Source organism: Niveispirillum sp. FG156, from assembly GCF_057809555.1.
Genome location: NZ_JBMDKE010000003.1, coordinates 56,216 through 80,483, shown reverse-complemented (window position 1 = coordinate 80,483; position 24,268 = coordinate 56,216). Strand labels below are relative to the sequence as shown.

Below are 24,268 nucleotides of genomic sequence, written 5' to 3'. Positions count from 1 at the left end.
TGATCTCAGCTTGAGCCTACCCGCCTCCCCGGCGAAGGCCGGGGCCCAGGGGCCAAACGCCCGACGCTGGTGAAGCGGATAGCAAGGCAGGTGGAGACGTTGATGCTTGTTGCCCCTGGGCCCCGGCCTTCGCCGGGGAGGCAATCTATTAATTTCAAAGGGATAGTGAGAAACACTCTCTGAATTTCAACGGACTGCCCCACACTGTACCCTGACATCACTTCGCGGGCGGTGCGGCCCAGCTGATGACGATGACCTCGATCCCCAGCAGGGCCGACATCTCGCCTGCCACCCGCTTGGCCGTCGCCTCATCCGGCTGTGGGGCCAGGGTGACCAGATACCAGGGTGGCATGCCGGCATAGTCGGCCATCACGATCTGGGGCCGGTATCCCTTTTCCGTCAGACGTTTGGCAAAGACGGTCGCGCTGTCCTGGCGTGTGAACCGGCCTAGCTGCACCGCCAGGATACGGGTGGAGGGGGGCGGGGCCGGCACCGCCGGCTGTGGCGGGGGCGGCGGTGGGGGCGGTGTCGCGGCCTGTGCCGCCAGCGGCCCCATCAGCGGGGATGATACGGGCTGTTTGGGATCAGCGGCACTGGTGACATCCGTCACCATGGGCGGCGGCGGTCCGACGGGAATGATGGGGGGCGGGTCCACCATCGTGCCCTTGGCCGGCGCTGCCGCCGCGTCCGGTGTCGGGACCGGGGCCGCATCCGGGGTGGCCACCGTTTCCTTTGGCGCCGCCGCCGATGAGGCCTTGGGTGCCGGTGTTTGCGCGGCGGGCGCTACCAAAGGGGCCTGCATGTTCAGCCCGACCAGCAGGCCGATGCCAAAGGTCAGCAGACCGAACAGCAGGATACCGGACAGGATCAGGATCAGACGGCCGCGCGTCACCGGGGCAACCCGGACCAGCGGACGGGCGGGGGCGCCATGCCGGCCCGCGCCATCTTCGCCTGCGCCGGTGCCGCTGGGGCGGGCGCTGCGCTGGGCGGCACGGGCGCCGGGGTGGTGGGGACGGGTGCAGCAGCGGCGGCAGCCGCCGGCTTGGCCGCCGTCGGGGCCGGGGCGGGCTTCACCGGGGCCGGCGGTGCGGGGGCGGCGGCCTTCACGGCGGGCCGGGCGGCAGAGCCTTCCTTCGCGGCGGCAGGGGCAGGCGCCGCCGCGGGCTTGGCCGGGGCGGCGGGTTTTTCCGGGGCCGTGGGGGCGGACGGGTCGCGGCGGTCCAGGAAGGTGCCGCGCTGCATGCCCACGCCGCCCATCTGCAATTTCTGCCAGGGCTGGAACCGCTCCACGGGCAGGCCCGCCTGTCCCTTGAACGCGGCCATGGGCTGGTACGTGCCGGAATAATTGCTCCACCATTCCAGCGCGCCATTATCGAATCGGGCCGTCCCGGCATACAGCACGGGCCGCCCGGCGGCGATGGCGGCATGGCCTACCTTGGACGATACCAGCGTTTCCGCCTTGGCCTGCGTCTCCCCCGTTACCCGCACGAAATTATAGGTGCCGTTGGGGCGGACCATGACGCCGCGCCCGCTGTCGCGCACCTGGAACATGTCGGCTGTGGCGCGGACCAGGGGATCGCCCGCCGTCGCCGTCTGCTGCCCGCCGCTGGGTCCGGGGCGCAGCGCCTCGAACGTCTTCTGCCGCTGTGCCACGGCGGCACCCGCGCCCGCCGGCGGGGCCGGGCGGGCTGGGATCGGGGGCTTGCGCGCAGCGTTGCCGGACATGCGGTCCTCGGGCTGGTGTCTCAACAGGGATGATAGGGGAACTGGCCCCCTGACTCAACCGGTGGCAGTCCGGGTCAGGGGACCTGCACCGTCGCCTGACCGGCGAAATTGATGGCGATCGACCCGCCCCAGGCGCACATGCATTTGGAGGAATTGTTCAGCGCCGGCATATTGCCGATCAGCACCGTCGGCGCCCCCACAACCCATGGCGCCACCGTCATGGGAATGCAGGGCATAGGCGTCAGCACGCCCAGCGCCGCCGCCGTCGCCGCCGCCACCATGGGGTTGGCCATGGATATACAGGTGCCGAATGGCATCACATTCATCATGGGCACGTAATCCATGATGTTGGCCGCCGGCATGTTGCAAGCCAGGGTACAATTGGCGGGCAGCACCATCATGCTGCTGGGCGCCGCCCCCATGGAGCATTGCAAAAGGGCGCCCATCACGACCTGCTGTCCCATCCCGTCCTCCGTCGCGTCCTGCCGTAGGTCAGGTCGAGGGCGCAAGCCCGAGCCCTGACAGCAATAGATTGAAAGCCGTTTCTGTCAGGGCTCGCCTGCGGCTCGACCTGACCTACGATTTTTTCCCAAACAGCTTTTGCCGCAGCCCCGCCTTGGGCACCGGCCCCGCCAGCGGCGCTAGCGGTCCCTGCGCCAGCCCCTTGTCGAAGATAACCCGCTCCGGCTCCGTGCCTGCGGGCCCGAAGGTCAGCACCTCCCCATGCAGCATATTGGCGACATAGCTGGACCGGCGCAGCAGGCTGCCATCGGGATTGAACTCCTCCACCGGGCCATGCATCTGGTCATCCTGCCAGGTTTCGCGCCGGAACAGGGTGCCGTCGGGCCGGAAAATCTGGCTGTCGCCCGACCGTTTGCCGCCCATGAAGCGTGTCACCGCCGTCAACCGCCCGGCGGGGTCGAAGCTGCGCACCTCCCCGTGCAGCAGGCCGTTGACATAGGACATCTGCACCGCCGGCCGTCCCGCCTGGAAGATGGTGGACGGGCCGTGGAGCGTACCCTGGTGAAAACTCATCCGCGACTCCGGCACACCATCGGCGTCGAACGTCTCCATCACGCCCTGCAAAACCCCGCCTTTCATGGCATAGCGGCGGCGGACGGTCCCGGCCTCGTCCCGGTCCTCCATGGGCACCGGCGGTTCGGGCGGCGGGCTAGCCTGATGCTTGTCATCCATCACCGCCCCCTCAATTGATCTTCACCAGGCCACCCTTGACGGTCAGCATGCCGCCGCCATCAATGGTGCCCGTGGCCGATCCCTTGACCGTGGCGCCGACATCGCCCTGCAACGTGGCGTTCAGGCCCTGCACCTTGGCATCGGTGGAGGCCTTGGCCGTCAATGCTGTTCCCGCCTTCAAATCCATACTGGTGCCCGACTGCACCGTCAGACCGGTGCCGGATTTCAGGGTCACCGATCCCCCCGCCTCGATGGTGATATTGCCATCAACCTTGAGGGAGAAATTACCGCTGACGGTCCAGGTGACCTTGTCCTTGTTGGTCTTGGTCTCCGCCCCTTCCACGGTAATGGCGCGGGTCCCCTTCACCCCATAGGTTTCCTTGCCCTTGGCCACCGAAAAGGTGCGGTCCCCCTCGGTAATGGTCAGGGTGTCATTGCCCTTGGTGATGGTGGTGGCGCGGTTGCCCTTGTCCAGTGTCAGGGTATCGTCAGCCTCGTTGATCGTGGTGGTACGGGAATTCTTGATCAGGACATTCATGTCCTTCTGGGCCTGGAGATAGATCTCTTCTGAGTCCTTCTTATCCTCGAACCGCAGCTCGTTATAACCGCCGCCACCTTTCGACGTGTTGGTCTTGACGGTGCTTTTCGTCTGATCGTCGGGCAGGGTGTAGGGCACCTGCTGTTCGCCATTATAGACGGACCCGGTGACCAGCGGTCGGTCGGGATCGCCCTCCAGAAAACTCACCACCACCTCCTGCCCCACGCGCGGCAGGAAGAAGGCGCCCCAGTTCTTGCCGGCCCAACCCTGGGCCACCCGCACCCAGCAGGAGGAATTTTCATCCTTCTTGCCGACCTGATCCCAATGGAACTGCACCTTGATGCGGCCGAACTTGTCCGTCCACACCTCCTCCCCCGACTTGCCGACCACGATGGCGGTCTGGGTTCCGGGGATGCGGGGGCGCGGGGTGCGACGGGCGGGGCGAAAGGTGGTGTCGGCGGGCAGCGCCTCAAAACTGTTGGAATAGCCGCCCAGGCTGACGGAATGGTTGACCCCGTGCAGGACGTAAGCCGCATTGGCATCGCTGCGCGGATGACCCGACAGGGTGAATTTCAACCCCGCCGCCACCCCGCGCACCGTGGACGACCCCGATGCCCGCTTGGCCGCCACCTCCAACTCCGCCAGCCGCACCTTGCCGCGCGCGTCGCCCGCATCCTTCTTGGTATAGCCGCCGGGATATTCATAGACCTGCAGGCTGCCGGTACCCGCGACATTGACCTTCAGTTCGGTGGACGGCGTTTCCAGGAAATAATCGTCGGTCTGGTATTTGCCCGGCACCATGGCGGTCTCAAGCAGGAAGCTGTCGACCCGGTCATCCTCCAGCCATTCCTTGCCAGATGGCAGCGGCAGATAGGGCAGGGTCGCCAGCACCGGCAGGTTGGTATGGGCGCTGGCATCATCGGCCAGCACCATCGAGTGCGTCCCGTCGGCAAAGGTGAAGAACCAGAATATCCCCTCGTCCTCCATCAGGCGGCAGACGAAATCCAGGGCGGTCTCATTATACTGGACGCAATATTCCCGCGCCGTATAGCTGCCGGTCAGACTGTCCTTGAAATCGGAAAAGCCCAGATCGCCGAACACCGCCTTCACGATCTCCGGCACTGTCTTGTCCTGGAAAATCTTGCAGTCGCTGGTCAGGCCCAGTTGCCACAGCCAGGGGCGCAGTTGCAGGGAATAGGTCTTCTCCATCTGCACGGCGCGCACGCAGATGCCGTTGATATAGCGCTTGGTGCTGTCCGGTCCCGTCAGGGTGACGGTGACGGATTTCCCCACCACCTTGCTCATGTCCAGCGCCGCATCGGATGCAATGGCGGTGATGTCGAACTGAAACAGCTCGCCTATCCCCTCCCGCCCCGTCATCTCCCGCAGGATCAGCTTGTCGGCGCCCAGCGGCGTCGTGATCGACAGCGACTGGCCGCTTTGCTTCTGATCGGCGTCGCTCATCGCCGGGCCGCCGGACGGTCGAACTGGATGCGGATGTCACCATCCTCGGCCACCGTCACATGCGCCATGTCGATACTGTCGCCCATCGATAGCCGGTCCAGGATGGTGGCCGACATCTGCGGCAGCAGGCCATTGGTCAATATCTGATCAATGGCACGCGCCCCCGATTCCACCGCCTGACAGCGGGACAGGACATGGACCACCAGACTGTCATCCCAGCTCAGTTCCGCCTGATAGGCATCCTCCATGCGGCGCTGGATACGGGCCAGTTTCAAGGTCACGATCTCCCGCAGCCGCCCCTCATCCAGCGGCAGATAGGGCACCACCACCATGCGCCCCAGCAGAGCCGCCTTGAAATGGCGCAGCAGGTCGGGGCGGATCAGGGCCTCCAGCGCGTCAGGTCCCGGCGGCGGGCCGGGCCGGCGGGCGCGGTCGATGATGGCATCAGACCCCAGATTGCTGGTCAGCAGGATCACGGTGTTCTTGAAATCAACCAGAATGCCCTCGCCATCCTCCAGCATGCCCTTGTCGAACACCTGATAGAACAGCTCCAGCACATCCGGATGCGCCTTCTCCACCTCGTCCAGCAGGACGACGGAATAGGGGTTGCGCCGCACCGCCTCTGTCAGCACACCGCCGCGACCATAGCCGACATAGCCCGGCGGGGCGCCCTTCAGGCCGGAAACGCTGTGCGCCTCCTGATATTCCGACATGTTGATGGTGATGACCGACCGTTCACCCCCGAACAGGGTTTCGGCCAGCGCCAGCGCCGTTTCCGTCTTGCCCACGCCCGACGGGCCGACCAGCAGGAACACGCCCGTGGGTTTGCCGGGTTCCGCCAGCGAGGCGTAATAGGTGCTGATACGTTTGGTGATGGCGTCCAGGGCCGCCTCCTGCCCCACCACCCGGTCGGCCAGCTTGGCGCGAAGATTGCGGACCACGGCGATACTGTCGGTCAGCATGCGGCCCACGGGAATGCCGGTCCAACCTGAGACGACCGACGCCACCGCCCGGTGATCCACCGATAGCGGCACCATGGCATCGGTTGCCTGCAACTGCTCCAGCTCCAGCCGCAACCCGTCCAGCCGGGCCTTCACCCGCGTGAAGTCGGCCCCGTTCAGGCTGCCACCCGCAAGCTGCCCCTCCAGGTCGCGTACCCTTCCCGCCAGATCACTTTCCTGCTGCCAGCGCTGCTGCAGGTGGGCTTCCTCCTCCTCGGCCTTGGCCTGTTCATCGGACAGCGTATCAATCCGGTCGGCATGGTCGCGGCCCAGCGCCGACTCGCGGCCCAGCAGGGCGATTTCATCGGACAGAAGCTTGCGCCGGCGTTGTGCCGCTTCCAGCTGCGGCGGCGGTCCGCTGCGGGCGATGGCGACGCGGGCACACGCCGTGTCCAGCACACCGATGGCCTTGTCCGGCAATTGCCGCCCCGTGATATAGCGATGCGACAGGCGGACGGCATCCGACACCGCCTCATCCAGGATGCGCACGCCGTGATGGGCCTCCAGCTTGGCCACCAACCCGCGCAGCATGGCGATGGCGTTCTTCTCGTCCGGCTCCTCCACCTTCACCACCTGGAAGCGGCGGGCCAGCGCGGGGTCCTTTTCGAAATATTTCTTATATTCGGCCCAGGTGGTGGCCGCGATGGTGCGCAGTTCGCCCCGTGCCAAGGCGGGTTTCAGCAGGTTGGCCGCATCCCCCTGCCCCGCCGCCCCGCCGGCCCCGATCAGGCTGTGCGCCTCGTCAATGAACAGGATGATGGGCTGGGGCGATGCCGCCACCTCCTCGATCACCTGTTTCAGACGGTTCTCGAACTCGCCCCGCACACCGGCCCCGGCCTGCAACAGCCCCAGATCCAGCGACAGGACGCGGACATTGCGCAGCGGCGGGGGCACCGAGCCTTCGACCACGCGCTGTGCAAACCCTTCCACCACCGCCGTCTTGCCCACGCCGGGATCGCCCGTCAGGATCGGGTTGTTCTGCCGACGGCGCATCAGCACATCGACCAATTGCCGGATTTCCGGATCACGCCCCACCACGGGATCGGACTTGCCGGCCCGTGCCTGCGCCGTCATGTCGATCGTGTAGGCATCCAGCCCCGGCGTCGGCCCACCCGCCAGCTTCACCCCCGCCGGGGCAGCCGGCGCCGCACCCGGCATCATGGCCGGCTTCGGTGCAGCGGCAGCAGCCGGGGCGGAAGACGATCCGCCCCCGCCCGCCGTGCCATCCTCCGCCGTGCCCCGCACCAGTTCCTTCAAATCCTCCACCAGCCGCCCGCGCGGAATTTTCGCCAGCAGCGGCACCGGCTCCAGCAGCAGGCCGCGCAAGCCATCATCCTCCAGCAGCGCCTTCAGGACGGCGCCCGAACGTACCTGTGTGGCTCCCAGTTCCAGCGACGAGACCAGCCAGGCCGATTGCAGCAGCCGCACCACATGGTCGGAAAAGGCCGGCGTGCGGCTGTTGCCACGCTTCAGCCGGTCCAGGGCCGTCGTCAGTTCCTTCTGCAACGCCCCCGCATCAACGCCGTAATAGCGCAGAACGGGCGTCAGATCGCCCTCGCCGCGCTCCACCAGCTTCAGCAGCAGATGCTCCACTTCAACGGCATAATGCGTCTGGGCCAAACAGAGCTGTGCCGCCCCCTCCATGGCCCGCTTGGTCAGCGGATTGAGGCGGGCGATCAGGGTGGCGATGGAAGACATGGGGCTGACCTCATTCCAGCTCATCCATATTGGTGAGCCATCCAACAAACATTGTTCGCCGAAATACCAAATGGCCAATGAAAATCATAGACACATCAACAAAATTAAACTCTTTCACTCACCAAATCAAAATTCGACACCAATAAGAATCACCAACGCATCCACTATTTTTTTGAATACTTAATTTGACCTTCATTTACCCACCATTGCTCTCTCTTTTCTATCCAATCCTTTTCTTCATCCGTATCATACTCACGATCTCCTTTCGAGCTATTACAATTCCTACAGACCGGCATAAGATTATCAGGATCATTACAACCGACGTGAATTTCCCATGCCGAGGCATTCCATAAATTATGACTGGTCAATGACAATGAATATTCCATCCATGGAACTTTGTGATCCAGGGAGAAATATTTCTTTGTCCGCTTTCCCTTGCAAAATGGACAAGTGAATTCCTCATTCACGTCCAGGTGCATTTGCTTCATGTAATCTTTTATACGTTTGTTAAAAGGCATTCTGGATGGTTCACCCATCTGCTGGCTTATGCCCTTCCAGCCGGCATAGCCCGCATCATCAAAGCTGTCGGCTGTTTCACCCGTGATAATCTGGACGCGTTGTTCAGCGGCCAAACCCCTCAGGTTGAAATCCGATGCGACGGCGTGACCGCTGAACATGCATTGAACCGCGAAGCCCGCCGCCATCCGGCGAATGGCCGGGAGCGGCCTGTTCATGTGCAACTGAGCGTGCATTTTCTTGGCCTGAAGCGCGGCATTGAATTCGCCACGAAAAGCCAGCGGGCGTACCGGTGGTGTCCAGCCCACGGACGATCCGGAATGCAGCGCAGCCCGTGCCCCCATCCGGTCGGCTTCGGCTTCAAGCACCGGGTCCTGGACAACCGTCATCCCGCCCCCGAACGGACTGCGCACACGACCTTGCCTTTGCTGAACGACATGGGCCAGTTCATGGCCGATCAGCGCCCGTCCTTGAGGCGTGCCGGGATTATACTGGCCTTGCGCGAAATGAATCTGGGAACCGACCGCGAAAGCCAAAGCTCCGATGCTGGGCGCCGCGGAACCGACATGCACACGCACATCGGAAAAATCGGCGCTGAAGAAATCTTCCATCTGCGTCCGCACCGTTTCCGGCAGCGGTTGGCCGACACCATTGAGATTGAGAAGACCCGGCGGCACCGCGAATGCGTTTCCCTTCCTCTGCAGGATCGGCGCCGCCACGCTTTTCGCAAGAAGAACGCCCGAGGCCGGGTGCGTGAAACCCGGCGGCATCACGAGACGAGGCCCCCCCCCCTGAAACCGGCCCTGAATGAGTCCCGATCGCACCGCCCCCCCAGTAGCCGGCATGACCGGCGGCGGCAGATGTACCCTGGGCAATGCCGCGGTGGGGCGCTGCTGGATCAAACCGGATCGCGCAGGAACATGGACCGGTGGCGGCGCGTGCTTCTTGGTCATCACAAGCCTCAAATCTTCCGGTACCATTCGCGCGGGCTTTTCACCTTGGCACCAGCGAAATCATCCACGCCCGCCGCCCGCGCCACATCCATGGCGAAGCTGCTGCATTGCTTGCGGGCCAGGCTGAACTGCGTGCCCTTGCGGTATTCGGCCACCTTGCCCATGGCCTGTTCGGCCTGTTCGCGGCTGATGGCATAGGAACGGGTGCGCACACCGGGCTTGGTGAAGGCGCTTGCGTCATCATGCACGCGGCCTAGCACGCCCGCCGTCAATTTGCCCAGGTCGCGCCTTGCGTCCATGTTGGAAAAACCGGCGGGAGAGAAGCCAAAGGCCTGACGCCCGCCGCCGGGCTTTTCAATGGCCACGAAGCCATGACCCGCCATGCCGTCGGGCAGGCCCTTTTCTTGATGCAGATAGCCGCCGACGATAAGCCGGTAACCGCCGGCATCGGGGGCCTTCGGCGCCTTGGGCTGGACGGGCCGTGGCACGCCGGCCCCGCGCGGCACCAGACCGGGGGCCGGTTTGGCCTGCACGGCTTCCGGTAAGCGGTGGTTGGCGGCACGCGCGCCCATCCGGTCGGCCTCCGCCTCCAGATGCAGATCCTGGACGACGGCGATGCCGCTACCGAACGGGTTGCGCACCCGCCCCTGCCGCTGCTGCACCACATGCGTCAGTTCATGGCCCAACAAGGCCAGACCCTGCGGGCTGTCGGGATTATACTGGCCGGGCGCGAAATAGAGGCTGGACCCCATGGTGAAGGCGAGCGCGCCGATGCTGGCCGCCTCCGACCCGACATGCACGCGCACGTCGGAGAAATCGGTACCGAAGAAGCTTTCCATCTGGCCGCGCACCCGTTCGGGCAGGGGCCGTCCACCGCCGCCGGGCCGGATCAGACCGGGTGGCAGCTGCTGGGCACCGGGATGGCCGCTGCCATGCCCGCCGGATGCCATGACGACACGGACATGCCCTGGCCCGCCGACCGTGATGCCGCCCAGCGCCCCCGGCAGCTTGGCGCCGCCGGCCCCGAACCGTCCCTGTATCACTGCTCCGGCCATGACCCTGCCCCCCAAATGGTCCCACATGTCCGCCAGACCTGTGATCCTACCCCAGTCCTGATACCCTTAAAAGCGTGAAGCATGGTCCCCTCACACCAACCGCTGGGTCAAAACCGCTTCGCGCTTCGTCCGCGACGGCAGCCAGGCGGTGCGGCCCAGAACGCGGTCCTGGCGGTCGGGCTTGAACGCCACCGCCGGCACTTCCTCCGCCTTCAGGCGCAGGCGCAGGGTGATGCCTAGGTCTGGTCCCGCATGCAGGGCCACCAGATCGGCCAGCGCCCGGGCCGCATCCCCGCCCGGCAGGAAGGAGCGAAAGGTGGCAAGGTCCAGCGGACCCAGTTCCACCGTGATGCCCGCCCCCTGGTCCCAGACGCGTCCGCCCAGAACCGCACCGATGCCCAACCTGGCATTATCGCCCTTGTCGCCCAGGCGCGTACGGTCCTCCGGCTCCAGTTCCATCCAGTCGCCGGTCAGCGGTTCCACCCGTACCGGCACCGCGAAATGCGCCATCAGCAGCCGTTCCAGCCCGTGCTGGCTGGCCACGGGCCGGTTCAGCAGGCCCGAATGCCGGTAAAGCGACCGGTCGGGCAGCGACAGGCGGCGGCGCAGCGGCTCCACCCCCAGCCCGCAGAGCGCGGCCAGCCAGTCGGCCATGCCCGTGCGCCAAGGCGCCTTGCCGGTCACATCGGGCCGGTGCGCGCGGCGCGACCGTACCAGCAGGCTGGCCAGCCGATGGTTGAACAGGTCCAGGAAGTCGCGCATGGCGGCATCGCCGGCCCGCACCCGGTCGGCCAGCAGTTCCGACACCGGCGGCGGCAAGGGGGCGAATGGCCCACCCAGGCCCAGAAAATTGATCTTCGCCCGGAACCGCGTGCGCCCCGACGGCATTTCCCGCCGGTCGATCCGTTCCAGCGGGTCGGCAGACGGACGCGCGCGCAGGCTGGCATGGAAGCGGATGGCCTCCTGCCCCGCATCGGCCCCTTCGCCCACGGGCACGGGCGCGGCCCCGCCGCGCGCGGCGTCGCGTTCCATGATCAGTGCCGACTGATACAGGTCGAACCATTCCGGGTTCGACCTGAGCTGGCTGATCAGAGAATGTTCCGTTCGCCAACCCGCGCCGGCCATTGCTTCCACACTCCCTCGCGCTGTGCGCTTTTCAGCACCAGCTGGCTGAAACTGTTCACCCGTCCATAGAGCGCCAGGAACCGGTCCAGGATGCTGGCCAGAAGATAGGCACTGCCGCCCGCGAACTGGCTTTCATCGATGGTCAGGCTGATTTCCGTGCCCCGCACGAAACCGCGCCAGGCCTCGTCCCCCAGCCGGCGCGTCACGGGGCGCGACGACAGGGCCGTCATGCCGCCCGCCTGCTGATGCACGGCCAGACCGCAGCCATCGCCATAGAGCACCATGATCTCCCTGAGCGCGCGCAAGGCCGACCCGCTGCCATCATCGGCAAGCGACAGATGGTTCAAGGTCAGGGCCGAGACCAGCTGCCACAGGGTTTCACCCTGCTCGGGCGCGCTGATCTGCGGCGTGGGCCGGGTCAGGCAGCGCACCTCGCGCACCGGCGCATCCACCTCCAGGTTCAGTACCGTATCGGGCGGCAGCTGTTCGGCCATGCCACGGTTGGTACAGAGCGTGTGCGCGAACAGGGTGCGCGTCGGTGGCAGCGACGGGTCGAGCGCCAGATCGACGAAGGACAGGAACATGTCCGTCCCCGGCATGTCGGCCCGCACCGTGGACCGCCGCCGCGCCATCCAGAAACAGTCAGGCGCGGACCGCACGGCCATGTGATCGTAGGAGAAGAAGGGACGCACCAGAGCCGTCTCATCCGCCCGGTTCATGACGGCGGAGACCTTCTGGATCGAATGGATTTCCGTGGACCGCTCCCAGCGGCTGTCGGGCAGCAGGCGATATTCCGACTGTGTCTGATCCAGACGCAACGGCTCGCTGGTCTTGGGGAACAGGTTGATGATGGGGGCGCAGTTCAGACGCACCGTCACCCGTTCCAGCCGCTCCGCCCGTTCCGGCTGCTGATCCAGCAGGAAGAACAGGTCCACCTCCGCGCCTGTGGGCCAGGTGGCGGGATTGCCGTCCGCATCGGTGAAGTCCAGGTCCAGAAACTGGAATTTCTGCGGGAACACGAAATATTCCCGGATCAGGCGATAACCCTGATGGGCATGGGCCGGAAACCGCAGCAGATCTTCTTCCGGCGCGAAGCCGACGGGCGACAGGCAATCACGCTTCAAGGTGGCCGTCGGCTCCGCGCCATCCACGGCGGGTGCCAGCACGACGGCGCGCGACTGATCCAGCAGCATTTCCATCAGGGGACCGGCCACCGCCGGCTCCCCGTCCAGGAACAGGCGCAGACGGTCAGGCTGCATGTCGGCGAAGGTCAGGTTGCCCTGGGCCCGCAGCCGCAGGCGCCAGACGGCGGCCCCGCCAAGGCGCGCCAGGAAGGGGAATTTCTCCGGTCGCAGCATCTCCTGCCGTACCACCTGCACCGGCCACAGCTTGACCGGGTAGCAGGTATTGAAGCGGCAGGTCAGCCCGTGCGAGGGGCTTTCGGCATGCAGGGCGATATTGTCGGGCAGGTGGAAACCCTGTGCGGCCCGCGCCTGACCGGGGTCCACCTCGAAATGCGCGATGGCGGCACTGGGCACCGGGGCCATCAGGGCGGGGTACAGCGTGTCCAGCAGGGCCGACGGGATCAGCGGGAATTCCGCGTCCAGCGTGCGCTGAATGCGGGCCGTCAGGAAGGCGAAGCTTTCCAGCAGCCGTTCGGTATGCGGGTCCCGGCTTTCATGGCCATTGAAATCCAGCCGTCCCGCCACGCGCGGATAGGTGCGGGCAAACTCCGCCCCCTCATTGCGCAGATACATCAGCTCGCGTTCATACGCCGCGAACAGGGCTTCGGCCTCGTCACGCGGCATCGCGGCCTCCCGAGGCATCGCGCAGCATCACGGGGAAACTGACCGGTTCGATCCGGTCATCCAGCCGAATGGAACCCGCCACCTCCACCAGCAGGGCGCGGCGGTCATGTTCGGGCGGCAGCACCGTGAACCAGGCCCCTTGCCGGCGCAGCCCCTGATTGGGCGGCAGCGATGCGGCGCGCTGCGACCATTCCGTCAGGAACGCTTCCTTCAGGGCCGGCGTCAGGCGCGACAGATGCACGCGCGGCGACAGCAGCCTGGGTTCGAAGGTGGTGATCGCCATCTCCAGCTCGGCCACCAGGGCAGCCTCTGCGGCGCTGTCAAAGGGCTGGAAGCCCGACAGGTCGGGAATGCCGTAATCCAGGGTCGTGCGCCGCCGTCCCGCCATCACGTCACGGGACCGAGGGCAGCGTGTGTTCAGCAGCAGCGAAATCTCCCCCGCGATGGACAGGATCAGCCCGTCGCGGTCCAGCATGGACTGCGCACCTGCCGCATCCTCCGTATCGACCAGCCGGTCGAACAGCGGCGCGGCCACACCTGGCATCAGGCGGGGACCCGTGATCATGCATCCTCCCGTCGGGGCGGCACTAGAGTGTGATCGGTTCAAATGCAATCATTTGAAGCGTGAATCACACGGCAAAACAAAACTTAGGGTTTCTAAGAGTTAGGTTGAGGCACCCCAGGTGTCATTCCCTTGATGAGCGGGAATCCAGCGTCGAGCGGCGATAGCCGCGATATGACTCATATCGGCGCTGACCGCGCCTCTCGCTGGGTCCCCGCTCATCAAGGGGATGACTGTTGAGCAAGCACCAACCCGATTCCATCAAAACCTGACAGATTCTAAAGACGCCGACGCAAAGGCCTGATACCGGTCCAGGGTGGGCAACGCCCGCTCTGGACCGGTTGGCGCATTGAGCGCCCGCGGGCACGTGCCCGCGCAAGCCAAGGGCGCGGATGCGCCCGCCCGGCGCCTGAGGGCGCGTGTTAAGACACTTCCTGCTTGATCAGGTCGTGCTTGACCGGCTGGGCGCCCTCGCCCGTGCCGTCATCTTCCTTCTGCGGGATGTACTTGTACTCGACGGTGCCATAGGAGAGCGTGATCGTCTCCGTCGGGATGTCGCCGGTGCCGCCGCCGATGGAGATGTTGGAGACGATGATCTTCTCCATCGTGATCACCAGATATTCCACCGGCTTGTTGTCGCCGTTGGAACGGTAGGCGGAGAACACGCCCTTCTGAATGTGCTTGCCGCTCCAGCACTGCTTCAGCAGGTCGTCGGTCGACGCGTCGATATACTTGGTGAAGGAAAAGTCGGAGTGGTTCGCCTGCTCCACGGTGCCGCCGCCCGCGCTGCTGCGGGTGGGGGAGGTGGGCTGATTGAAGGAATGGCTCCAGGACAGGACCTGGATTTCTTCCTTATGGGAACTGTCGGTCGACTCACCCTTGATATCCGGGGTGGTCAACTTCAGGAACATATTGCCGGCCATGGCCGCTCTCCATCTCGATATCTGTTCGGTCTGGGACTATCGCAAGGAGCACCCCACCCCGGAGCAATGCCGGGGTGGGGGCCGCACGGATCAGAAGGTAGCCGGCGCCGGCAGTTCGGCGACGAGGCGGATGGAGGCGGTCAGTTCCTCCAGCTGGAAATGCGGCCGCAGGAACACGGTGGCGCGGTAGGCACCGGGCTTGCCCGGCACGTCGAACACATCGACGCGGGCTTCACGCAGCGGATACTTGGCCTTCAGTTCCTGGCCGGCATCGTCCTTGCCCAGCACGTAATCCATGACCCAGGTGTTCAGGAAGGTCTGAACATTGTCCTTGGTCATGAAGCTGCCGACCTTGTCGCGCATGATGACCTTGATGTAATGCGCGAAACGCGAGGCGTTCAGCACATAGGGCAGCATGGCGGAGATACGGGCATTGGCATTGGCCGCGTCCGTATTGTACTGGCGCGGCTTGTTGGCCGTCTGACCGCCGAAGAAGGCGGCATAGTCGGTGCCCTTGCAATGGACCAGCGAGATAAAGCCGAGATCGTTCAGCTCCTTCTCGCGGCGGTCGGTGATGGCGATCTCCGTCGGGCATTTCAGCGCGACATCGCCTTCATCGGTGCGGAAAGTGTGGGCCGGCAGGCCCTCGACCTTGCCGCCGCCTTCGACACCGCGGATGGCGGCGGTCCAGCCATGCTTGGAAAAGGCGTCGGTGACGCGCTGGGTCAGGACATAGGCGGCATTGCCCCACAGATACTTCTTGTGGTCACGACCGTCCGTATCCTCCACGAAGTTCACGCCCTCCACCGGCTTGGTGTCCGGGCCATAGGGCAGGCGCAGCAGCACATGCGGCAGCACCAGGCTGACATAGCGGCTGTCCTCGCTGTTGCGGAAGGACCGCCACTTCACCAGCTCCATGCTCTCGAAGATCTTGGACAGATCGCGCGGCACGCCCAGCTCGGTGAAGCTGTCCATGTCAAACAGGCGCGGGCTGGCGGCGGAGATGAACGGCGCATGCGCGGCAGCGGCGACGTTCGACACCAGTTCCAGCAGCTTCACATCGTTGGGATGGCGGCCGAACTCATAATCGCCCATCAGCATGCTGTAGGGGTTGCCGCCGAAGGTGCCGTATTCTTCCTCGTACACCTTCTTGAACAGCGCCGACTGGTCGAACTCGACGGCCTTTTCCAGGTCCTTCAGCAGCTCTTCCTTGGTGATGTTCAGGATGCGCAGCTTCAGGGTCGTGCTGGTCTCGGTGTTGAAGACCAGGAAGGACAGGCCGCGCCAGGTGGCTTCCAGCTTCTGCAGGTCGGGATCGTGCAGAATCTCGTTCAGCTGGGCCGACAGCAGATCGTCGATCTCGGCGATCTTGTCATTGATCAGGGCCACAACGTCGTTGCCGACAGTGCCACCCTCTTCGGCCAGCACGGAATTGACGAACTCGGCGACCAGATCGCGAGCAAATTCCTTCTGGCTGTCGTCACGCGCCAGCTTGCCCTCGACAATGATCTTGTCAAGCAATGTAGTATCGGGCATCGCAAAGCCTCCATCGGCTTGGCCGGCACACCTTCATGGGCGCCGGCCCGGAATGGTTTCAAGCGGGTGCGGGCGCTCAGGCCTGCGGTTGCAGCAGCTTCTTCAGCTCGGCCTGTTCTTCCGTGCTCTTCACGACGGAGGAGAGCAGGGCATCCAGGCTGTCATTGCCGTCCAGCTTGGTCAGCAGGTCGCGCAGACGCTTGCGGGCATCCAGCAGCTTCTTCAGTGCCGGAACACGCTCCATGATCTCGACCGGATCGAAATCATCCATGTGCTTGAAGGAAAGCTCGACGCCCAGCTGCTCGTCGCTGTCCTTCACCAGCCGGTTCGCCACGCGCAGGGTAACGCGCGGGGTGGCGGCGGAAAGCACCTCGTTGAAATTGTCGCGGTCGATTTCCACGAACTTGCGGTCCTTGACCGGAGCCAGGGCCTCGGCGGGCTTGCCCGACAGATCGGCCATGATGCCGACGATGAAAGGCAGTTCGCGCTTTTCAAGCGCACCACCGGTTTCCACGTCATAGGTGATCTGGACCCGCGGCGGGCGAACCCGGCTCAGCTTGTGCTGTGTACTATCAGCCATCGTGTACCCCCTTTTGCAGCCGGCGCCCGGTTACGTGATCGGTCCGCCGCGTCAGTCAGTTGGAAGAGATATCAACAATCACGCTCACTCGGGACTCAATTAAAGCGATTTTGATCGAGAAAATTACTCGACCAATAGGAATCCCTGGCCCTATCCGGTGTCACCCGGCGCCCCCACCAGTTCAAAGATGGCAGCGACGTCCTTCCGGCCCCGGCTCAACTCCCCCAGCAGCACGGGCAGTGGCAGATCGCGCCACTGCACGATGCGGTGCAGGATGTAGGGCGTGGGGCTGTGGGGTTCTGTCCTGGCCAGGAAATCAGCGATTTCGGCCAGTTGGCGATAGGCGTCGCGGCGCGATGCGATGGGACCGGCGGCGGAGAGGGGATGTCCGCCGCCAGCGGGCGCCTCCTCCTCCAGCTCCAGCACGGTCTCCTCCGCCTCGGGCGGCGCCTGTTCCTCATCAATCATTGCTGGATCCTCCCCGCGTTCGCGCAGGATGGTCTGGGCCCATTGCGTCATGTCGCTCAGGCGTTGCACCAGTTCGCTCATGGACGGGGCATCGCCGTTCAGTTCGGTGTCCAGAGCGGCCCGCAACCCCTCCAACGCCGCCGCTGCCGAACGCAGGGAGATGTAGAGATCGCGGTAGAAGGGTGTGCCCGTGCCCCGGACCGTGGCGTTGAACAGCTGCAAGGTGACGGGGGCAGCACCGGATCGGCGGCCATTGCCCTCATTCCCGCCGCCCATGGCCTGCAGGCGCTGGCTGTTCAGGAAATCACCGAAGGTCAGGCCTGCCTCGCGGTCGGCGGGCGGGTTGGTGACGGCCAGCGTCAGAACCATCACCACCAGCCGGTTGTTCAGCCATTCGAACACCAGGGCCAGGCGCGACCGGTCGCCATCCTCGTCGGCACGCGGATGCAGGCTGGGGCCGCGCCCTTCCACCAGCCGGGTCAGCAGGTTTAACCCCGCCTCCATGCCCGGCAAGCTATACCGGCCCAGCAGCGCCTCGCACGCCCAGGCGGCGACCTGTGCATCCTTGCTGCGCGAAGTCAGCACGCCCTTGGCCAGCCGGATCACCTCCGGCCAGTCGGCCCGCTTGCGGTCGGATTTCCACACGCCCTGCGGCAGGTCGGCATCCTCGCGCCGGGCCTCCTTGATCAGGTCATGTTCGGCGCCATAGCGGATATCCTCCCCGGCGGGATCACCGCCGGGAATATCGGCCAGCAGCGCCTCGATATCGATGGGGGTTTTGCTCTGGGCAGCGCTCATCAACGGCCTCCCCCTACGCTGGCATTTTCATAGGGCGGCGCCTCTGCGGGGAAGGAGGGCAGGATATGGCGGCGCTTGGCCGGCGTGCCCCCACCCTCTGCGGGGGGCGGCACCGACGCCAGGGCGACACGGACATAGATGCGGCTTTCCCTCTCGGCCTTGCCCAGCGGATCGCTGCCCGCCGGAATGGTGGGAATGGTGAAGCGCAGCAGGTGGGGCTGCGGATCGCCGCCCCTGCCCACATCCTGGTCGCCGGCCTTCTGAGCCTGCAACAGCCGCAGCAGCGCCCAACGGCCCGTATAGCCGAAGATCGCCGACCGATCCTCCACCCCCGGCCCATCATCCAGGGCCAGCGGCACCTCCGCCCCATCCTTGGCCCAGCGCAGACGCAGGGCCACGGGATCGCCGGGGCGCCAGGTGGCAACCTGCTGTTCCGGCCCGTTATGCAGCAGGCCCCCGCCCACCTGCAGAACCCATTCGATGATCTGGTTGGCGCCTTGCTCGCGCTGCCGGTTCACGCGGAAATCGGCGGTCACCTCATAGGCACCCGTCTCCGGCGGCTTGCCGGCATCGGGGGCCGCGAAGGGGGCCAGGAAGGTCCGCATCTTCACGATGGATTCCACGAAGCGCGCGGCGGGACGCAGATCGGTGGCGGTCTTGGCGCGCGCCGACAGGATGGGGTTCAGGCGTTCGGCAATAGAGCCGTAATCGCGCAGGAACAGGGCCAGATCGTCGGGGTCGGCCTCCTCCGCCACATCCGGATCGCTATCGCGCAGCGTGAAGGGATAGCGGCCCGCCAGCTTGGCATTGAACGTCTCTGCCAGCCGCCCGTAATCGGCCTGCACCGCCGCCCCCGTCAGGTTCTGACAGCGTTCCAGAAGCTGCTGGCGGATCAGTTCGCGGCGGTAGAGGAAAAAATCGCCCGACTGCGCCTTCTCCGATCCCGCCAGCTTCGTCTCGCAATTATCCAGCCGCACCTCATCCAGGTCGAAGCGGATGAACTGCTCCAGTGCCGCCAGCGTGCTGCCCGGCGCCTTGGCGCGGTATTGCAGCAATTCCCGGCCCAGCGACTGCCACGAACCCAGCACGACCGGGTCCTGCCAGCCGCTGCCCAGTTCGCCGCGGGTCATGAAGGCTTCCAGCGGCCCGGCCAGATTGTCCCATAGCGTGTCCAGCCGACCGCGCATGCCGTCCAGATAATGGGCCGTGGCCACGGCATCGGTCGTGTAAAAGCCGGCGGGACGCGGTGATCCCTGCCCATCCCAGCCTTCAAAGCTCTCGGCGGCCTCATAGAAGGACTGGGTGCTGGCCAGTTCCTCCAGCTCCTGCAACAGGTTGCCGGACTGTTCACGCAGCACCTGACGCAGTTCGGCCTGCAGGCGGTCCATCTTATATTGCGACAGGATGGTCAGCAGCGCCATCAGCTGCTCTCGGGCATTGGACAGGTCGCGAATCTGGCTGGACAGGGCCGCTTCGCCATAATCATCGACGTCATTATCCTCCACCGCCAGACGCTGTGCCGCGACCAGTTCGGCGCGCAGCGCATTCTCCAGCCGCTGGCGGGCCATGCGGTCTGCCGCCCCCTGGAATTCCGACGGGATGCGCGGCAAGTCGGTGATGCGGAAATCCTCGTACGATTGCTGGTACGCGACGGCCTGGGCCAGATGCTCGCTATCCCAGCTCATCCCCCGGCCGGAAAAGGCGGGCGGGGCGGAGGCCAGTTTCTCCGCCGGACGCACCCGCATGAACGGGCGGGCCAGCGCCGGCTGGAAATGTTTCGACAGCCCGTCCAGATGATCGTTCAGGCGCAGACCCGGCCCCCCCACCACGGGCACGAACAAAGGCTGGCCCTGATTATCCTTCAGGCTGGTCAGATAGGTGCGCAAGCTTTGCTGGGCATTGCGCAGGTCCATCGCGAACTGTTCATGGATATCCCGGCCCACGGTGGGCGTGTCCATGGTGCGCAGCAGGTCGGACAGCATCGGGTCGGTGGTGATGTCGCGCAGGCCCAGCCAGAAGAAGCCGGGATCGTCCAGCATCTGCCGGACATCGACCAGGGCATCGGCCATGTCCTGCATGCGCGCGCCGACATCGGTGCCCGACCGGGGCTGTCGCACATCGACAACGGCATCGCGCAGGCGGCCCGCACGCTGCGCAATCTCCCCCGACGGGCCCATCCGCATCAGCACGGCGCGCGACATCTTCTCCACCACGGGGCGGATGCGGCGGGGATGATCCTCGCTGATATGGTCCAGCTTGATCGATTCCAGGCCCAGCTGATAAAGCCGCGAATTATGCGCGAAATTGCCGTCCAGTTTGGTCTTGAACAGGCTGTTGGACAGATCCGCCAACCCTTCCACAGGACCCTTGGTCACGCCGTGATACTGGGCCGACAGCCGGTCAAGCTTGCTCACATCGGTCACGAAATCGGCCATGACCTTCAGATCGGCGCTGCCGGAGAGAAGGTAATAGCCATCGGCCCCCACCTTCTCCACGCCCGGATGGCGGGCAAGGTCCAGATAGCGGGCCTCCAGTTCCTTGTGCAGCGAGGACAGGACGATATGGTGGATACCGCGCCCGAAGGCCGCCACCACCTCATCCTCCATATCCCCGGACCAGGAGGACGGGATAAGGCCATAGAACAGGAACCCGCGGCTGATCCCCTCGAAATTCGTCAGAAGCTGGCGTGCGGCCTCGACATCGAACGTCTCCCCCTGCCCCGCCGCCATGTCGCGGCGGATCAGTTCCAGCGGCGGCTCCAGCGTCGAGACAAGACGGCGCAGCGAGGCATCGACCAGGACCAACCCCACGACCAGCCCCACCGTCAGGCCCATCAGCCCCAGCTGCGCCATGCGGGCCCCCCGGGTGCGGGCGATCAGGCCGGCGCGGGCGGGACGGGTCAGCCGCGTCTCGCGGAACAGCTTCTCGGCCAGAAGATCGGTGATGAACATCACCTTGGCGGGGGCCACATCCAGCGGCACCTCTTCGGCGACGGGACCACCGCCGGGCCGCAGGCTGGACAGGGCTGCGGACAAAGGCTGCGGTGCGGCGGGTGCCGCCGGCACCGGCGGCGGGGCGCCGACCAGAAGATGCGCCGGCTCCATCTCCGCCTGGGCACCCGTGAACCAGATGCCGCGCAGGAAATGGCCTTCCTGATAGGGCGGGACACGCAGCACCCGGCCCAGAACCGTCTTCAGCGGCGACGCGATGGCGGCGAAGGCACCGGGGAAGCTGAACATCCCGTCGGGATCGACCGGCTTGTCCAGCCCCGCCGCCGCCTGCACATAATGCGTCCACAGCGTCTGCGACAGGTCGGCCATGGCCTTGTCGATATCTGCCGGTTCGAACGGCAGGTCGCTGACATGCGGCTGTGACCAGCCCAGCATGGTGTCGGGCCCACCGGCAGGCGGCATCTGCCAGAAATCGCTGAAGCCGGGCAGCCGGTCGCACTGTGTGACGACAATATGGATAGGCAGGCGCAGACCCGTCTGCCGCATCAGGTCCAGCAGACGTTCCTGCAGGATGTCGCCCTTGGCCAGCAGACTGTCGGGCCCCAGGGCGCCGGCGCCGGCCAGATCGGTGACGGGGATGGTCAGGATCACCCCGTCCAACCCGCGCTGCGGGCGGTGGATCTGCAAACGCCGGGTCAGGCCGCGCCAGCGGTCACGGTCGCCGGGCCGTCCCTCCGCCGTCATGATCAGGGCGCCGGGCGTATCGATGACGATCCCGCCTTCGAACGCGTGCAGTGTGGCATCCTTGCCGATCGGCGTTTCTTCCAGCGGCAGCAGGCGCGGCACGCGGGCCGAATGCACCAGCGAGCTTTTGCCGCTTCCCGTCTCCCCGATCAAAAGGAACCAGGGCAGCGTGTAAGATGATTTCACCCCGGCCCAATCGGCCAGACGGCGCAGGGTGGTGATGAAGGCCATGCCGGTGCCGGTATGGCGGCTGGCGGATGACGCCGGCGGTGCCGCCGCCGCAGGCCCCGCACTGGCCGCCTGGCCGGGCTTGGTCGCCGCCTTGCCGCGTTTCAGGGCCATGATCACCAGGATCAGCACCACCAACGCCAGCAGGCCAAGACCCAGCGCCACCCACAAGCCATATTCCGCCAGGAAGGTCCCGATATTCATCGCGCTCCCTCCGGCTTGGCCACAGGGACGGCCTTGGGGGCGACTGGGGTGGCGGGCGTGGTGACGGTGCTGTGGCCGGTCTCCGCCGTCACCGGGGTCGCCAGCGGCCCCAGACGGTAGGTGCGGACATACCAGACGCCGTGCGCGACCAGCGTGTGCAGGGCCAGCACGATCAGCAGGCCATAGAGCCAGGGCCGCAGGTGCGGCAGCCGCACCTCCCGTCCCTCGGTGACGGTAGAGGCATAGGCGGCAGGGCACAGCGCCGCCGCCGGCCCCGTCTGTCCCGCCGCCTGGGCCAGAAGATCGGCCAGCCCCTGACGGTAACGGCGGCGGATGGGTTCATCCTGGGGCCGGTGATACCGCCCCCGGAAGCCCAGAGACAAAGCCGCCAGATAGACGGACAGCAGGTCCGGGTCCTGTTGCTGCCGGCCTGACAGCAGCACATCCAGCCGCTGGAAAATCCGCTCGCCCGCCACCCGCGTGCCGAACAGCGACAGTTCCAGAAGATTGTCCAGCCAATGTTCGCGCCCTGTCCAGGCGTCGCCATGCAGCAGCACTTCATCGGCCAGGGCGGCCATCACATATTGCGCCTCGCGGTACAGTTCGACGCCGAACCGCCCGCCCTGGCGCATGGCCGTTGCGGCCTGGGTGTCCAGCAGCCGGTGCAGGCGGCGGTTGATGCGCACTGCCACCTGGGCCGGGTCGGGCAGCGGCTGGCCCTGCTCGGCCATGCGGTCGCCCAGCGACAGCGCGTTGCGGATGCCCGACAGTTCGGCATGGAACTCCTGAAACATCGACAGCAGCGAGAGGGCCCCATTCGGCGCCTCGTCTGCTTGCGGTCGCGTCATCAGGGCGATGGTCATGCTTCGTCCGCCGCAGTGGGGATGAACAGAAGGATGTCGCCCGGCCTTGACGTGGCCGTCCGGTCCAGCGGATTGACGATCAGCAGCATCTCGCCGGCCTTCACATACTCATCCTCGGCGATGCGGAACAGAACCATGTCGCGGCTGGTGGCAAATCCCGCCGCCTCGTCCGGCATCAGGGCGGCGCGCATGGCACCGCGCAGGCGGTAGGACAGCAGTTCCTCCACCCGCCCGTCGGGCACGATCAGGGCGGCATCGATCCAGGCGGAGACATCGTCCGGCCCCTGCCCTCCCTTCATGCGCAGGCCCACGACCAGGCCCCGGCCCGTCAGCCAGGCCTCTTCGATCCGCAGCTTGAACCCATCTGCGACGGCCTGGAAACTGACGGCGGAGAAGGCCTGCGTCACCAGATCGACGACACCGTCGATCTGCGCCAGCAAGGCCCCGATGCAGCCACCCGGATTATCATGGTCATAGGGTTCGGTCAGCGGCGGCGCCATGGCGGGACGCAGCACCGCCGTATGGCCCGCCACATTCTGCAACGCCATATACAGATCGAACGGATGCACCTGCGGTAGGCGCAGCAGGGTTTCCAGCGCCGGCAGACCTGCCACCAGACACATGACGGTGAACCGTGCCTCGCCCCGGTTCACCTCCTGCCCCTGGCTTTCGGCGACATAGGTCGCCTTTTCCCGCAGCTTCGCCACCAGTTCACGGCATTCGCGCGACAGCGGGTCATCGGGTTCCAGGGCCGGGGTCGGCGGCTGATAGAGGGTCAGCTGGAAGCCCTGGTTGCGGAATTCGATCTCCGCGATGGGCAGATGCGTATGGCGCGGCGGCACATCATCGGCCAGCAGCAGGCGGGGCAGCGGCCGCAGGCGCGGAACCGACACTTCCTGCTGGCCCGTATTCTCATCCACCACGCTGCTGTCATAGGACGCCCAGCGGGCCAGATTGTCGCGCGGCTTGGCGGCACCCGGATGATATTCCGGCACCACCAGATGCAGGCGCTGCGGCACCCGCAGCTTGTCCTTCACGGCGGCCAGATTGAAATCCAGTTCCGCCTCGAACCCGTCGGACCAGACCAGAAGCCCGTCGGGCAGCACCGCCTCCAGCGCGATGATGCGGAACCGGCCCGCCGCCAGCTGCGCCCGGTCGATCTCCAGCCGCGTCACGCCATAATGAAAGGGCGACAGGCGGCGCAGGTGATAGGCCAGCTGCGCCTCGCCATGCAGCCAGGATTGCTGGAGATGCTGCGGCGACAGCAGCATGCCCTCGTGCCATTGCACGGGATCGGGAACAGGCTGGCTCAAGCGCTTTTCGTCCTTGGCCAT

Annotated in this window: 18 protein-coding genes; all 18 read right to left on the bottom strand. The window is 65.6% G+C overall.

Annotation, left to right across the window (positions count from 1 at the left end):
• Positions 1-217 precede the first annotated feature (217 nt).
• A complete protein-coding gene (locus ACODSP_RS02755; protein ID WP_488964104.1) occupies positions 218-892 on the bottom strand; it encodes an SPOR domain-containing protein in 675 nt (224 codons plus the stop codon).
• Entirely contained in the window at positions 889-1,725 is an 837-nt protein-coding gene (locus tag ACODSP_RS02750; protein WP_488964103.1) for a hypothetical protein, read from the bottom strand. Before ACODSP_RS02750 ends, ACODSP_RS02755 begins: the two co-directional genes overlap by 4 nt.
• Before the next feature lie 74 nt (positions 1,726-1,799).
• Positions 1,800-2,189: a DUF4280 domain-containing protein gene (locus tag ACODSP_RS02745; protein ID WP_054166676.1), complete on the bottom strand. Its 390-nt coding sequence runs from the start codon at positions 2,187-2,189 to the stop codon at positions 1,800-1,802.
• A gap of 112 nt (positions 2,190-2,301) precedes the next feature.
• Positions 2,302-2,919 carry a toxin-antitoxin system YwqK family antitoxin gene (locus ACODSP_RS02740; RefSeq protein WP_488964102.1) on the bottom strand — a complete coding sequence of 206 codons (618 nt, stop codon included), beginning with the start codon at positions 2,917-2,919 and terminating at the stop codon, positions 2,302-2,304.
• 10 nt (positions 2,920-2,929) lie between these two features.
• Positions 2,930-4,921: a type VI secretion system Vgr family protein gene (locus ACODSP_RS02735; RefSeq protein WP_488964101.1), complete on the bottom strand. Its 1,992-nt coding sequence runs from the start codon at positions 4,919-4,921 to the stop codon at positions 2,930-2,932.
• The gene (gene tssH / locus ACODSP_RS02730) at positions 4,918-7,620 is read right to left on the bottom strand and encodes a type VI secretion system ATPase TssH (protein ID WP_488964100.1); all 2,703 of its coding nucleotides are present in this window, start codon (positions 7,618-7,620) and stop codon (positions 4,918-4,920) included. Before tssH ends, ACODSP_RS02735 begins: the two co-directional genes overlap by 4 nt.
• 164 nt (positions 7,621-7,784) lie before the next feature.
• On the bottom strand, positions 7,785-9,089 hold the full coding sequence (locus ACODSP_RS02725; RefSeq protein WP_488964099.1) for an eCIS core domain-containing protein: 1,305 nt from the start codon (positions 9,087-9,089) through the stop codon (positions 7,785-7,787).
• Between the two features lie 8 nt (positions 9,090-9,097).
• On the bottom strand, positions 9,098-10,144 hold the full coding sequence (locus ACODSP_RS02720) for an eCIS core domain-containing protein (RefSeq protein ID WP_488964098.1): 1,047 nt from the start codon (positions 10,142-10,144) through the stop codon (positions 9,098-9,100).
• 90 nt (positions 10,145-10,234) lie between these two features.
• Complete coding sequence (gene tssG / locus ACODSP_RS02715) at positions 10,235-11,269, bottom strand: type VI secretion system baseplate subunit TssG (RefSeq protein ID WP_488964097.1); 1,035 nt, start codon at positions 11,267-11,269, stop codon at positions 10,235-10,237.
• Positions 11,233-13,077, bottom strand: coding sequence for a type VI secretion system baseplate subunit TssF (gene tssF / locus ACODSP_RS02710; RefSeq protein ID WP_488964096.1), 1,845 nt, complete (start codon positions 13,075-13,077; stop codon positions 11,233-11,235). The genes tssG and tssF overlap by 37 nt, the downstream gene beginning before the upstream one ends.
• Positions 13,067-13,642, bottom strand: coding sequence for a type VI secretion system baseplate subunit TssE (gene tssE / locus ACODSP_RS02705; RefSeq protein ID WP_488964095.1), 576 nt, complete (start codon positions 13,640-13,642; stop codon positions 13,067-13,069). Before tssE ends, tssF begins: the two co-directional genes overlap by 11 nt.
• 419 nt (positions 13,643-14,061) lie before the next feature.
• Complete coding sequence (locus ACODSP_RS02700) at positions 14,062-14,562, bottom strand: Hcp family type VI secretion system effector (protein ID WP_488964094.1); 501 nt, start codon at positions 14,560-14,562, stop codon at positions 14,062-14,064.
• A gap of 90 nt (positions 14,563-14,652) precedes the next feature.
• Positions 14,653-16,098: a type VI secretion system contractile sheath large subunit gene (gene tssC / locus ACODSP_RS02695; RefSeq protein WP_488964093.1), complete on the bottom strand. Its 1,446-nt coding sequence runs from the start codon at positions 16,096-16,098 to the stop codon at positions 14,653-14,655.
• A 76-nt stretch (positions 16,099-16,174) separates the two neighbouring features.
• Positions 16,175-16,678, bottom strand: coding sequence for a type VI secretion system contractile sheath small subunit (gene tssB / locus ACODSP_RS02690; RefSeq protein WP_488964092.1), 504 nt, complete (start codon positions 16,676-16,678; stop codon positions 16,175-16,177).
• A 150-nt stretch (positions 16,679-16,828) separates the two neighbouring features.
• The gene (gene tssA / locus ACODSP_RS02685; RefSeq protein ID WP_488964091.1) at positions 16,829-17,944 is read right to left on the bottom strand and encodes a type VI secretion system protein TssA; all 1,116 of its coding nucleotides are present in this window, start codon (positions 17,942-17,944) and stop codon (positions 16,829-16,831) included.
• Positions 17,944-22,071, bottom strand: a complete 4,128-nt coding sequence (locus ACODSP_RS02680; RefSeq protein WP_488964090.1) for a type VI secretion protein IcmF/TssM N-terminal domain-containing protein — start codon at positions 22,069-22,071, stop codon at positions 17,944-17,946. The genes tssA and ACODSP_RS02680 overlap by 1 nt, the downstream gene beginning before the upstream one ends.
• Positions 22,068-22,934 carry a DotU family type IV/VI secretion system protein gene (locus ACODSP_RS02675; RefSeq protein ID WP_488964089.1) on the bottom strand — a complete coding sequence of 289 codons (867 nt, stop codon included), beginning with the start codon at positions 22,932-22,934 and terminating at the stop codon, positions 22,068-22,070. Before ACODSP_RS02675 ends, ACODSP_RS02680 begins: the two co-directional genes overlap by 4 nt.
• Positions 22,931-24,268, bottom strand: coding sequence for a type VI secretion system baseplate subunit TssK (gene tssK / locus ACODSP_RS02670; RefSeq protein WP_488964088.1), 1,338 nt, complete (start codon positions 24,266-24,268; stop codon positions 22,931-22,933). The genes ACODSP_RS02675 and tssK overlap by 4 nt, the downstream gene beginning before the upstream one ends.